The sequence below is a fragment of the Formosa sp. L2A11 genome, from assembly GCF_009796865.1.
GTDB lineage: Bacteria > Bacteroidota > Bacteroidia > Flavobacteriales > Flavobacteriaceae > Formosa.
Map to the genome: position 1 here is coordinate 1,008,681 of NZ_CP047028.1, position 13,749 is coordinate 1,022,429.

The 13,749-nt window shown below is 32.9% G+C and carries 13 protein-coding genes; 12 read left to right on the forward strand and 1 reads right to left on the reverse strand.

Features of this window, described 5'->3' with window-relative positions; translation table 11 throughout:
• Positions 1-7: 7 nt before the first annotated feature.
• The 5 genes from GQR95_RS04450 to hemF are packed head-to-tail and all read left to right on the forward strand — an operon-like array spanning position 8 to position 3,812.
• Positions 8-694 (forward strand): TrkA family potassium uptake protein, encoded by a 687-nt coding sequence (locus tag GQR95_RS04450; protein ID WP_159022020.1) that lies wholly within the window; start codon positions 8-10, stop codon positions 692-694.
• Positions 679-1,350: a uroporphyrinogen-III synthase gene (locus GQR95_RS04455; protein ID WP_233265997.1), complete on the forward strand. Its 672-nt coding sequence runs from the start codon at positions 679-681 to the stop codon at positions 1,348-1,350. Before GQR95_RS04450 ends, GQR95_RS04455 begins: the two co-directional genes overlap by 16 nt.
• On the forward strand, positions 1,350-2,372 hold the full coding sequence (gene hemE / locus GQR95_RS04460; RefSeq protein ID WP_159022021.1) for a uroporphyrinogen decarboxylase: 1,023 nt from the start codon (positions 1,350-1,352) through the stop codon (positions 2,370-2,372). Before GQR95_RS04455 ends, hemE begins: the two co-directional genes overlap by 1 nt.
• A gap of 2 nt (positions 2,373-2,374) precedes the next feature.
• Positions 2,375-2,908, forward strand: coding sequence for a GNAT family N-acetyltransferase (locus tag GQR95_RS04465; protein ID WP_159022022.1), 534 nt, complete (start codon positions 2,375-2,377; stop codon positions 2,906-2,908).
• Positions 2,898-3,812 carry an oxygen-dependent coproporphyrinogen oxidase gene (hemF, locus tag GQR95_RS04470; RefSeq protein ID WP_159024230.1) on the forward strand — a complete coding sequence of 305 codons (915 nt, stop codon included), beginning with the start codon at positions 2,898-2,900 and terminating at the stop codon, positions 3,810-3,812. The genes GQR95_RS04465 and hemF overlap by 11 nt, the downstream gene beginning before the upstream one ends.
• Positions 3,813-3,833: 21 nt before the next feature.
• On the opposite strand, the gene GQR95_RS04475 is transcribed toward hemF, so the two are convergent.
• Positions 3,834-6,470 (reverse strand): DEAD/DEAH box helicase family protein, encoded by a 2,637-nt coding sequence (locus GQR95_RS04475; RefSeq protein WP_159022023.1) that lies wholly within the window; start codon positions 6,468-6,470, stop codon positions 3,834-3,836.
• A gap of 75 nt (positions 6,471-6,545) precedes the next feature.
• On the opposite strand from GQR95_RS04475, the gene hemB reads away from it, so the two are divergent.
• From hemB to GQR95_RS04510, 7 genes are all read left to right on the forward strand, one after another.
• Positions 6,546-7,535, forward strand: coding sequence for a porphobilinogen synthase (gene hemB / locus GQR95_RS04480; protein WP_159022024.1), 990 nt, complete (start codon positions 6,546-6,548; stop codon positions 7,533-7,535).
• Positions 7,536-8,038: 503 nt separating this feature from the next.
• Positions 8,039-8,446 carry an Lrp/AsnC family transcriptional regulator gene (locus tag GQR95_RS04485; protein WP_255473255.1) on the forward strand — a complete coding sequence of 136 codons (408 nt, stop codon included), beginning with the start codon at positions 8,039-8,041 and terminating at the stop codon, positions 8,444-8,446.
• Positions 8,447-8,577: 131 nt separating this feature from the next.
• On the forward strand, positions 8,578-9,663 hold the full coding sequence (locus GQR95_RS04490; RefSeq protein WP_159022025.1) for a CNNM domain-containing protein: 1,086 nt from the start codon (positions 8,578-8,580) through the stop codon (positions 9,661-9,663).
• On the forward strand, positions 9,663-10,136 hold the full coding sequence (locus GQR95_RS04495) for a methylated-DNA--[protein]-cysteine S-methyltransferase (protein ID WP_159022026.1): 474 nt from the start codon (positions 9,663-9,665) through the stop codon (positions 10,134-10,136). The genes GQR95_RS04490 and GQR95_RS04495 overlap by 1 nt, the downstream gene beginning before the upstream one ends.
• Before the next feature lie 32 nt (positions 10,137-10,168).
• On the forward strand, positions 10,169-11,320 hold the full coding sequence (locus GQR95_RS04500; RefSeq protein WP_159022027.1) for a serine hydrolase: 1,152 nt from the start codon (positions 10,169-10,171) through the stop codon (positions 11,318-11,320).
• Positions 11,317-12,027, forward strand: a complete 711-nt coding sequence (locus tag GQR95_RS04505; RefSeq protein ID WP_159022028.1) for a 3'-5' exonuclease — start codon at positions 11,317-11,319, stop codon at positions 12,025-12,027. Before GQR95_RS04500 ends, GQR95_RS04505 begins: the two co-directional genes overlap by 4 nt.
• Positions 12,028-13,704 carry an ABC transporter ATP-binding protein gene (locus GQR95_RS04510; RefSeq protein ID WP_159022029.1) on the forward strand — a complete coding sequence of 559 codons (1,677 nt, stop codon included), beginning with the start codon at positions 12,028-12,030 and terminating at the stop codon, positions 13,702-13,704. It begins immediately after the preceding gene.
• Positions 13,705-13,749 lie beyond the last annotated feature (45 nt).

The window sequence follows — 13,749 nt, forward strand, 5'->3', positions numbered from 1 at the left end:
TAATTAAATGAAAGTTATCATTTTTGGTCTCGGAAATTTCGGAATGTCCTTAGCTTTAAGCCTTACAGAAACAGGTAATGAAGTTATAGGAATAGATAAACAAATGGATAAAGTGAATATCGTAAAAGATAAAATTTCACACAGTATTTGTTTAGATTCAACAAACGAGTTAGCCTACCAATCGCTACCCATAAAACAAACAGATATTGCTGTTGTTGCAATTGGAGAAAACGAAGGTGCTGCAATTATAACTACAGCCATTCTAAAAAAACTAACAACCGCTAGAGTTATTAGTCGCTCGTTATCTCCTATTCACGATACGGTTTTACAAGCCATGGGTATAACATCTATCGTGCATCCAGAACAGGAAGCTGCACTTAAATTAACAAACAAACTCAATCTTAAAAATATAATTGATAGTTTTAAAATTGATGAAAAATATTCCATTTCAGAAATAGAAACTCCACCAGAATTTATAGGAAAATCTATTTCAGATTTAGATTTCAGATCTAAACAACGATTAAATATTATTACTATTCTTCGTGAAAGAGAAAAGATAAATTTAATAGGAAATCCAACGCTTATCAAGGAAGTTGTAGGAATACCAAGTGCCGATACTATTATTCAGAAAAACGATGTTTTAGTTGTATTCGGTTTAAACGATGATATTTCTAAAATTTGTCACAAAAATTAAAAATGCCCATAACATCTATACTTTCAACCAAAACGCTTTATAAAGAATATAAAGACATACTTACTAAAGCTAACATTCAAGTTACAGAATATAACGCTATTGCTATAGAATTTGTTGATTTTGACTCTGAAATGATAGTTGAAAACGCCATAATTACAAGTCAGAATGCTGCAAAAGCTGTCATAGAAAATAAACTGGTAATTAAGAACTGTTTTTGTGTAGGCGAAAAAACAATGGCTTATTTAGAAGAATATGGCCAAAACGTGTCTAAAATGAAACTATATGCTTCAGATTTGGCACATTATATTATAAAACATCACAATAAAGATACCTTTACTTTTTTCTCAGGAAACTTAAGACGTGATATTTTACCTAATACCTTAAAGGAAAATAAAATCGGATTAAAAGAAATCACGGTTTACAATACAATACCTGCTCCTCAGAAAATTGAAGGGCAATTTGATGCTATATTGTTTTATAGCCCAAGTGGAGTTTCTAGTTATCTTATGGAAAATACCATAACTAACGAAACCCTTTTTTGCATAGGTAAAACAACGGCAGAAGCCATACCAGAACATTTTAAAAATATAGTAATTCCTTCGAGTCCTACTATAGAAAACGTACTACACGCTGTAGTAAAACACTCAAAAAAATAATGATCAAAAACGATTTATACTTAAGAGCTTTAAAAGGAGAAACAGTAGAACGTCCTCCGGTTTGGATGATGCGTCAAGCAGGACGTTATTTACCAGAATTTATTGCTATTCGCGAAAAATACGACTTCTTTACACGTTGCCGCACACCAGAATTAGCAAGTGAAATTACCGTACAACCTATCCGTCGTTTCGGTATGGATGCTGCTATTTTATTTAGCGATATTTTGGTTATACCACAAGCCATGAATATTGAAGTAGAAATGAAACCTAATTTCGGTCCATATCTGCCAAACCCTGTTCGCGATCAAAAAGATGTAGACAGCGTCATTGTACCGGATGTTAATGTAGAATTAGATTATGTAATGCAAGCCATAAAAGCAACCAAAGAACTACTTAACGATGAGGTTCCCTTAATTGGTTTTGCAGGTTCTCCATGGACTATCTTATGTTACGTAGTACAAGGACAAGGCAGTAAGAATTTCGATAAAGCCAAAGAATTTTGTTTTACAAATCCAATAGCAGCACATCAATTACTTCAGAAAATTACAGATACTACTATTGCGTATTTAAAAGCTAAAGTAGCTGCAGGAGTAGATGCTGTACAAGTTTTCGATTCTTGGGGAGGAATGCTTGCGCCAACAGACTATAAAGAATTTTCTTGGCAATACATCAATCAAATAGTTGAAGCTTTAAAAGACGACGCTCCTGTTATTGTATTTGGAAAAGGATGTTGGTTTGCACTTGGAGATATGGCAAAAAGTAACGCTGCAGCATTAGGAGTAGACTGGACATGTTCTCCACAGAACGCACGTTATTTAAGTGGAGGAAATATTACATTACAAGGTAATTTCGATCCATCAAGATTATTATCGCCGCCTTCAGAAATTAAAAAAATGGTACACCAAATGATTAACGAATTTGGTAAAGACAAGTACATTGTAAATCTTGGTCATGGTATTTTACCTAACATTCCGTTAGATAACGCCAAAGCCTTTATAGATGCCGTTAAAGAATACAAATAATAATGAGTAACCATGCGTTTTACATTTCCGAATTAGAACTAACTGACGCTACTATGCTTCATAAGTTTATGATGGATAATGTAAAACGTTTTGTGCCTTATTTACCATACACGCTTGCTAAAAATTTAAAAGTTGAAGGGTCGGAAGCATATATTCTTGCACAACAACAAAAAATGAAGCATAAGCTAGAATATACATTTTCACTAAAAGACGTCACAACAAATGCCATCTTTGCGCTTATTATTTTAAAGGATATTAATTGGCAAAATGGAATAGGTGAATTTGCATATTGCATTGACAAACAGAAAGAAAATAAAGGTATAATGTCTTCAGCAATTGCTAAATTTTCTAATTATGCATTTACATCTTTAGGTTTAAAAACACTTCAAATTGTATCCCATAAAACGAATATTGCAAGCATTAAAGTCGCTACAAATGCTGGTTTTATTTGGACAAAAACTTTGAAAAACGAATACGCGCCTCCAAACGCGCCAACTCAAGACATGGAATTATATGAACTACACTATCAAAGATAAATTTTACAAATACATTCAAGAATTACAAGATACCATTACTGCTGGTTTAGAATTAGTAGATGGTAAAGCTAAATTTCAAGAAGATATTTGGAAACGTCCTGAAGGTGGAGGCGGAAGAACTCGTGTTATTGAAAACGGAAATGTTTTTGAAAAAGGTGGTGTAAATATTTCTGGAGTTCATGGCGAGCTTCCTGAAAGTATGCAAAACTATTTTGGCGTTAAAGATGCTAATTTCTTTGCCTGCGGGTTAAGCTTAGTACTACATCCTAAAAACCCAATGGTACCAACAGTGCATGCCAATTGGCGCTATTTTGAAATGTATGATAAAGATGGTAACATTGTAGACCAATGGTTTGGTGGCGGACAAGATTTAACGCCTTATTATCTTTTTAATGAAGACGCTATTCATTTTCATACCACTTGCAAAACCGCTTGCGACAAGCATAATCCTGAATTTTATAAAACCTATAAAGATAAATGCGATACATATTTCTGGAATGCACACAGAGACGAAGCTCGCGGTATAGGTGGTTTATTTTTCGATTACTGTAAAGCTACCGAAAATATGAATATGGAAAACTGGTACGATTTCACAACAGAAGTTGGTAATAGTTTTCTAGAAAGTTATGTGCCTATAGCTGAAAAACGAAAAGACTTAGACTTTACTGAAGCACAAAAAAACTGGCAAGAAATTCGTCGTGGCCGTTATGTAGAATTTAATTTAGTACACGATAAAGGCACATTATTCGGACTAAAAACAAACGGAAGAATTGAAAGTATTTTAATGAGTTTACCTCCACATGTGCAATGGGTTTACAACCATACTCCAGAAGCGGGAAGCGAAGAAGAAAAATTAATACACATTTTACAAAACCCTATAGACTGGGTTAAAACAAATATTTAATAACTACTTTAAATTAGCAGTTTATTTCCAAACCACAACTTCTTTAGTCATTTTCTTAAAGGTATTATACACATGAAATAATCTCGCTTTTAAAAGAAACTTTCGTCCGTCTACGCTTCTTGTAAATATTAATTTTGATTTCCCTAAAGCAGATTTCCAATGTTTTTGAAACACTAAAGCATGCTTCTTTTTATCGCCAAACAATTCTGGTACAGGATAAAAATTTTCTACATCAAAACGTTTTCTAAATATATTCGTTTTTATAATTAGATACCTTGGAGATCTAATAGGTTCTAAAAGCTCACTTAATGCCTTAGCAAACATTGTGTTCTCTAATGCACTCGCACCAACTAAATAGCAAACAACATCGCCTTTGCCATGCAAATATGAGTTTACACGTATGTCGTTTCTTGCCGATGTAATATATCCCAACTCGTCTAAAGTATCTAGAATTGCTGTTCCCATTTTACCAATCTTTTTATAAAGATAACCATAGCGTAAGTACACTTTTAAAGCCTTATAAAATTGATAACCAAACCTAAAAACAAAGGCGGCTACAAAAGCATAAACAAAAGCGTAAACACCCCGTTCTAAAATAATATTGAAACTTTTTATTACAAACTCTACATAAAAAAGCATGATTGCAAAAAATAGATCGGCTACAAAAAATCGTAAAACATCAAAATAATAAATTTGTTTTTGTCTTTTAAAAGGTCGCTTTCCTGAATGTAAAACTTTAACTTCTTTAGTTAACTTAGTTCCTTTTCCGATAGCAACATCCCATTTTTCTGTAATTAAAACACGGTTTTTTGCACGCTTTAAGGTTGCTTCATTTAACGTATTAATAGCATCTGCAGAAACTTCATCAGGAATATTTAAACGATCAAAACCATTACATATAAACGGATTATCACTATTATTTACACCAACAAAAGCTTCAAACCGTCGCTTTAAAGTATCTACTTCTTTTCCTCCATCTAAAACGGTTGGATCTACACATGCCAAGTGCCAGATGTTTCCTATTTTGTTAGGCGTATCTGCATCTTTTCTAATTGCCCTACCTCGCATTTGATTAGACGATACAAACGAACCAATAAAAGATGCCAAAATTAAACTGTTAATAGAAGGCGCGTCCCAACCTTCACCCAACAAAGATTTTGTACCAACCAAAACTTTAATATGTCCAGTTTCAAAAAGCTGAGTCATAATACGTACAATAGACTTCTCTGATTTCCCTTTTGGACTTACTAACAAAAAAGATGCATCTGTTTCTAACGGAGAAAATGTAAAATTATCTAGAGATTCAATCGCTTCAAAAGCATTTAAAATAGATGTATTAATAATAACAATACTACCAGAAAGTACGGCCAACGCTTCTGGATTTTCACAATAATATCTTACATATTGAAAAACAGGAATAACTCCTATTTTATTAATATCTTCAATAGTTTTGTTCGTACTATTTAAAAATTCTTTCCGGATATAATCTGTAAGAATCACACATCTTAAATCTGAATCTAAACTTTCGCGTTCTGCCTTAACAATACTTACAATACTTTTAAGTTTACTCGGACTATTTGTTAACGATTTATAAAGCAATTCTTCGCCAACAAAGTCTATAGAATTATGCTCGAAAACATGAAGTATTCTTAATTGTTTTTCTAGTTTTAACAGGTAATTTTCATGAGCAACAAGGCGTTCTCTATCCGATACTAATATATGCTGAAACAAAATACCTAACCAATGTAAATCGAGTTCAGGAAACTGAATTGTTTCACGTGTATTGAACCCTAAAATTTCTAATTTTTTATGTTCAATTTCAAATCCACAGGTATGCAAAAAAATAAGAATCGCCGAAAAATATTCCGTATTAGCATAAAGTTCTTCCAAATGCCAATTCGGACTTTTATAAAAACGGTGTGCTTTTAAAAAGGCAATAAATGCATCATCTTTTAAAATTTCGTCTTTAAAATCGGCAATGTTTCTGCGGTATTCTACTATAAAATTAATTTCTAAATCTTCTGGCTTAGAGAAATACACAAAATCTTGATGCGGGCACAAATCCCGTTCGCGAACCAAATCTGGCACAGCAATCTCATCATCTATTTCACCACAAAGTGAAAAATATTTAGAAACTTCTGCTCGACTACTATCATAAGGCGGTGTTGCTGTAAGCGCAACAATATAAAATTCAGAATTCTTTTTTAAATCCATTAAGCACGTCCACCATGCATTTTTTAAATGATGTGCCTCGTCTAAAACAATAGTTTCAATTTGGTGTTTTCTAAAAAAATTATAATAATCTTCTTTATTTTCAAAAGTTTTATAAAATGCATAAAGCGATTGGTAGGTAGAAAATGTAATATCGCTAGGATTTTTTAAATCGAAAGAAAACGCATTAAAATTTTCTTTTGCAGAGAAGAAAGATTGTAACCTATTCTCCCATTGATTTCTAATAGTAAGTGTTGGAGCAAGCACCAATGTTTTTTTACCAAGTTTACGAACTATTTCTAATCCTAAAATAGTTTTTCCAGATCCAGGAGGAGCAATAACATGAAAATGGCGGTCTTCAATATACCTGTTAAAATGTTTTAAAAGTTCGGCCTGATAGCTTCTCCAGGGATAAATAAATTCTAAAAGTCTTAGGCTTTCTAGCAATATAAAATGGGTTATAATGAGTAACTTTGCACGCATTAAAAGTAATCAATATTAATCTTATTTTAGTCCATTATTATGTATCCTATAAAAAGAAACAGACGTTTAAGAACAAACGAAGCTATTCGTTCATTAGTTCGTGAAACTATTATTTCACCAAACGATTTTTTAGTACCACTTTTCGTGGTCGAGGGGAAAGGTGTTAAGGATGAAATTCCTTCTATGCCAAATTATTTTAGACTTAGTTTAGATACACTTCAGAATGAAGTAAAAGAACTATGGTCTTTAGGTTTAAAATCCGTTTTACTTTTTGTAAAAGTAGACGACAAATTAAAAGACAACAAAGGTACAGAAGCTGTAAATCCAAATGGATTAATGCAACGTGCTATAAAAGCAGTAAAAGACGCTTGCCCAGACATGATAGTGATGACTGATGTTGCATTAGATCCCTATTCAATTTACGGACACGATGGTATTGTTGAAAACGGTATTATACTTAATGACGAATCTGTAGACGTTTTATCAGAAATGGCTTTAAGCCATGCTGTAGCAGGTTCAGATTTTATTGCACCTAGCGACATGAATGACGGAAGGACTTTAAAAATTCGTCAATTACTAGAAAAAGAAGGCTATAAAAACACCGGTATTATGGCTTATACAGCAAAATATGCATCAGCATTTTACGGCCCTTTTAGAGACGCTTTAGATTCTGCTCCTGTTGATTTGGTTGACGTGCCAAAAGACAAAAAAACATACCAAATGGATTATGGGAATAGATTAGAAGCTATTCGAGAAACCTTAATAGATATAGAAGAAGGTGCAGATATCGTTATGGTAAAACCAGGATTATGCTATCTAGATATTGTACGCGAAATTAAAAATGAAGTTAATGTACCAATCGCTGTTTACCAAGTTTCTGGAGAATATGCCATGGTAAAAGCTGCAGCTGAACGCGGATGGTTAGACCATGATGCCGTAATGTTGGAACAAGTTACCGCTATAAAAAGAGCAGGCGCAGACATTATTACAAGTTATTTTGCAAAAGATGTTGTTAAACTAATAAGTTAACAGTAAAAAATAACAGCTTTCAAAAACAACAAAAAAACTCCTTATTTAAATTCGAATCAATTGAATTTGACACAAATTGATTTCGTCACAGAAAACATAAGTCATTTATTAAAAACGCTTAGCTTCATTATAACTAAGCATTATATGTATTGATAACGACAATTGATTTGAATTTAAATAATTATAAAATTAGTCAACCTCTTCTTCAAACGAAAGTAGAATCTTTTGAATCTTAAAACAATCTACTTTTCAAGGCATTTTAATAATGCCCAATCTTAATTTAAATCTTTTTCTCTTTTTACCCAATTAACAAAATCCTATAAGTCTTAAAATCCCGAAGCACGTATTTCTCTACAAGAAAGCACATTATTGTAATCATTTTTGGTAATTACCTCATAAATAGCGCAAAAAACAGACAAAAAGACAAACAATAAACGAATCAATTTAATTATATTTGAATTCGAATCATTTGAATATATATAAATTTAATTTCGATAACAAAAATGGATGGTATAGATCAAAAAATCATAGATATGCTTCGCTTAAACGCTCGTGAGTCATTTGCAACTATAGGAAAGACTGTAGAATTGTCGGCTCCTGCAATAGGTAAACGTGTAAAACAATTAGAAAAGAAAGGTTTTATTTTAGGCTACTCACTTAAACTTAATCACAATAAATTAAACGTTAGCGTTAGAGCTTATATCAACTTAAGCATACACCAATCAAGTACGATAAGAACAGCTTACAATCAAATTAAATACATGAAAGACGTACAACGTTGCGATCGTATTACCGGAGAAGACAGCTTATGCATTTTAGGTTATTTTAAAGACAATAAAGCTTTAATTACATTTTTAGAACGCATCTCTCAATACGGAATTCCACATACTAGAATTATATTAGAGAGTTAATCTGTTTTTAATTATTAAAAATTAAGACGCACAATTATAACAATAGAGATTAGTTTAATTTACCTCTACAGAAAAAAAATATACATTTCAACATTCCTTTTGTAACTTCGCTAAAAATCAAATAAATCAATATGGGTGCACTTTTATTATGGGCAACAGTTTCAATATTTTTCTCGTTTTTATGTTCAATCCTAGAAGCTGTATTTTTAAGTGTAACGCCCACGTTTATAAATGTTAAAAAGAATGAAGGTAAAGAGTATGCAACCACTTTAGAAAACCTAAAGAAGGACGTAGACAAACCTTTAATTGCCATCTTAACACTAAACACCATCGCACATACTTTAGGTGCCATGATGGTTGGTATTCAGGCTGAAAGTTTACCATATAAATTTGAACTTTTTGGTGTGAATACAGTAGGTATCGTTTCTGCAATTATGACGCTCTTAATTTTAGTAGTCTCAGAAATTATTCCTAAAACTATTGGTGCACAACACTGGCAAGGACTTGCTAATTTTACATCTAAAGCGTTAACCGTTTTAATATTTCCTTTAAAATGGACTGGTATTTTATGGCTACTTCAACTTACCACAAAACTTATTGGTGGTAAAGGTCATGGTAGTGCATTAAGTCGTGAAGATTTTCATGCTATGGCAGATATGGCAACCCAAGACGGTGTGTTTCAAGAATCTGAAAGTAAAATTCTTAAAAACTTATTGGTATTTAAAGATATTCTTGCTAAAGATATTATGACGCCTAGAACTGTAATAAAAACGGCAAATGAAGAAACTACCGTTCAAGATTTTTTTAAAGAAAATTCTAATGTTCGTTTTTCTAGAATTCCGTTATACACAAACGACCAAGATAACATTACAGGCTTAGTTTTAAAAGACGAAGTGTTTAAAGAAATGGCACTTGGTAATGGTTCCAAAACACTTAAAGATTTAAAACGAAATATCATTATTATAGAACGTAACATTGCCATTCCAACGCTTTTTGAACAACTTGTAGAAAGCAAAAACCACATGGCCTTAGTCGTTGATGAATACGGTTCTGTAAGCGGTATTGTAACTATGGAAGATGTTATTGAAACCCTTTTAGGACTAGAAATTATGGACGAAAGCGACCATGTTGCAGATCTTCAAGTATTGGCAAGAAAGAGCTGGGAAGTTCGAGCTAAACGCCTAGGCTTAATTGGAGATATTCATGAAGAACACTAATGGATACTTGTATTATAAAATCGCCCTTAGGCTATACTAGAATTGAAGGAGATCTTGAAGGCATAGCATCTATAACAGTTTTAAATTCTGAAGAAACTCCTTCAGAACATATTCCGGAATCACTTCAAAATTGCGTCATTCAATTACACGATTATTTTGAAGGTAATCGCCAAATATTCAACATAAAACAGAACCCAAAAGGCACTGAATTTCAGAAAAAAGTATGGCAAGCATTAACCAAAATTCCTTTCGGAAAAACAATGTCATATTTAGAACTTTCTAAACAATTAGGCGATGTAAGAGCCATTCGCGCAGTTGCTAATGCCAACGGAAAGAACCCGCTTTGGATAGTTGTTCCATGTCACCGCGTAATTGGCACAGATGGTAGTCTTACCGGATACGCAGGCGGATTACATCGTAAACAATGGCTATTAAACCACGAAAGTCCCGTTACACAGCAATCTTTATTTTAAATTCTTATATTTAGTCCAACTAAATATTCATCATGAAATTCTTATCAAAACTTCTAAAGTTTATCGTTATTCTATGCGGTTTACTTATACTCTTATTATACATTTTCGATTACGATTACATCTTGAAAGCCGTTCGTGTTACTTATGGAACCGGACATAAAACAGCTTTTCTAGAAGACTATAAAGAATTTGATAATCGTGTTATTGAAAGCAGCACACCTCAGCCCTGGAACATTCATAAAGATTACAACAAAGCAACCATTACAGACAGTCTCGAACGCACCAATATTGCAAACGGTACTATTGCATATATGATTATTAAAAACGATAGTATTTGGTTTGAAAAATATTACGATGGCTACAGTAAAACGTCCAAAACCAACTCTTTTTCTATGGCTAAAAGTTTAATTTCTGCCATGTTAGGAAAAGCAATAATGGAAGGAAAAATTAAAAGTTTAGACCAGAAAGTAAGTGATTTTTACCCACAATTTAAAGACCAATATGCGTCTCAATTAACTGTTGGAGATTTATCTTCTATGGCATCTGGATTAGACTGGGACGAATCCTATTACTCTCCATTCTCGGTAACAACTCGTGCTTATTTTGATGAAAACATTGCTCCAGTTATTCTTGATATGAAAGGTATAGAAACACCTGGAAAATCTTATAAATACTTAAGCGGAAACACGCAATTACTAGGTATGGTCATTAAAAAAGCGACTGGACAAACCATGTCAGGCTATTTAAGTGAAGAATTTTGGAAACCAATGGGATTTGAAAATGATGCCCTTTGGCAAGTAGACAGTGAACAACATGGTTTAGAAAAAGCATATTGCTGTATTGCCAGCAACGCACGTGATTTTGCACGTTTTGGAAGATTATATAAAGACCACGGAAAATGGGACGGCGAACAAATTTTAGATTCTGCATTTGTACAAAAATCTATTACACCTCGTTTTCCTGAAAGCCCACAATATGGTTACGGTTGGTGGTTAAAAAACATAGGAGATAAACACTTTTTTATGATGCGTGGCCACTTAGGGCAATACGTTATTGTAGAACCAGAAGACAATGTAATAATTGTACGTTTAGGCCATTCTAAAGGACCAAAAGGTGATGGCGGAACATTTTCTAAAGACATTTTTACGTATATTGAAGAAGGATATAATATGTTAGATGAATGATAAACAAACTCAATCTTGAAGATATTTTGTTTTTGGATATTGAAACAGTTCCAGAAACACAACATTTTTCAGAATTAACAGAAGCAAAAAAAGAACTTTGGGCTTTAAAATCTAAATACCAAAGGAACGAACTCTCTGCAGAAGAGTTTTACGATCGTGCAGGTATTTGGGCAGAATTTGGTAAAATTGTATGTATCTCGGTTGGGTATTTTAAATTAACTGGTGAAAACCGTCAATTTAGAACAACATCTTTTTATGGCAATGAAATTAAGATTTTACAAGACTTTAATACACTCTTAGAATCACATTACAATCAAGCAAAACATCTTTTATGCGCTCACAATGGTAAAGAATTCGACTTTCCGTACATTGCACGTCGCATGATTATTAATAATATTCCAATTCCTTCTAAACTTAATTTGTTTGGAAAGAAACCTTGGGAAGTACCACATTTAGACACTTTAGAATTGTGGAAATTTGGAGATTATAAAAACTATACATCACTAAAGCTACTTACTAATGTTTTAGGTATTCCATCTCCTAAAGACGATATTGATGGCAGCGAAGTGTATCGGGTATATTACGAAGAAGATGAAGTAAACCGCATTATTGTGTACTGCGAAAAAGACACGATTGCTGTAGCACAGATTTTCTTGCGACTACGCGGAGATCACATTTTAACTGACGACGAAATTATTCATATTTAAATGACTGAAACACCTCTATTACAAATTGAAAACCTAGCCATTTCCTTTAACGGAAACGAAGTTATTCACACCATTTCTTATCATTTAAATAAAGATGAAATTTTAGGTATTGTTGGTGAATCTGGCTCTGGAAAATCTGTATCTTCTTTAGCTATTTTAGGATTACTACCTCATAATATTTCAAAAACAAAAGGAGTTATTCATTTTGAAAATAAGGATTTAACTCAAATTAGTCAGTCCGATTTTCAAACCATTAGAGGTAACAAAATTGCTATGATTTTTCAAGAACCCATGAGTTCTTTAAATCCGTCTATGCGTTGCGGTAAACAAGTTGAAGAAATACTAATTAGACATACAAATTTATCTATTACAGAAGTTAAACAACGTGTTTTAGAGCTATTTGAACAAGTAAAACTACCAGAACCAGAACGTGTTTACAAATCGTATCCGCATGAAATTTCTGGCGGACAGAAACAACGGGTTATGATTGCTATGGCCATTGCTTGTGAGCCTGATATTTTAATTGCAGACGAACCCACAACTGCTCTAGATGTAACTGTTCAGAAAGAAATTATATTATTACTTAAAGAGCTTCAAAGCAAAACACAAATGAGTATTATTTTTATTACTCACGATTTGGCTTTAATTTCTGAAATTGCCCAACGTGTAATTGTTATGTACAAAGGCGATATTGTAGAACAAGGCTCTGCACATACTATTTTTAACACGCCACAACACAATTACACCAAAGCACTTATAAACTCAAGACCATCTCTAAATGTACGTTTAAAAACACTTCCTACAATTCAGGATTATTTAAACAATACATTTAAAGAAACTATAGTGACTAGTGAAGACCGTAAAAAAAAACATAAAGCCCTATATAGCCAATCGCCTTTATTGGAAGTTATAAACCTTGAAAAAGAATATATTTCTAACTCTGGTTGGTTTGGAAAACCACAGGCATTTAAGGCAGTAAATAATGTTAATTTTAAAATTTACGAAGGTGAAACTTTAGGTTTGGTAGGCGAATCTGGTTGTGGGAAATCTACTTTAGGAAATGCCATTCTTCAGCTAAATAAAGCTACTGCAGGAACTATTTTATATAAAGGTACAGATATTACAAACTTGCCTACAAAAGCCATGAGAGCGCTTAGAAAAGAGATTCAAATCATCTTTCAAGATCCTTATGCATCTTTAAACCCAAGACTAACGGTTGGGCAAGCTATTATGGAACCTATGACGGTTCATAAACTCTATAAAAACAAAACAGAACGCAAAGCTAAAGTTTTAGAAATTTTAGAACGTGTAGGTTTATCTGAAGATTATTTTAATAGATATCCGCATGAATTTTCTGGCGGACAACGCCAACGTATCGGGATTGCAAGAACCATTGCTTTACAACCAAAATTAATAGTGTGTGACGAATCTGTTTCGGCTTTAGATATTTCTGTGCAAGCTCAGGTTTTAAACCTCTTAAATGAATTGAAAGATAAGTTTGGATTCACCTATATTTTTATATCTCACGATTTAGCTGTGGTAAAATATATGTCTGATCAACTTATAGTAATGAATAAAGGGGAAATAGTAGAAAAAAACGATGCGGATATTGTTTATAACAATCCGCACCAAAATTATACAAAAAAACTAATTCAAGCTATTCCAAAAGGATTATAGCATAAACACTTTCTTGACTAAGTACATTAGATTTCCAACGAACAC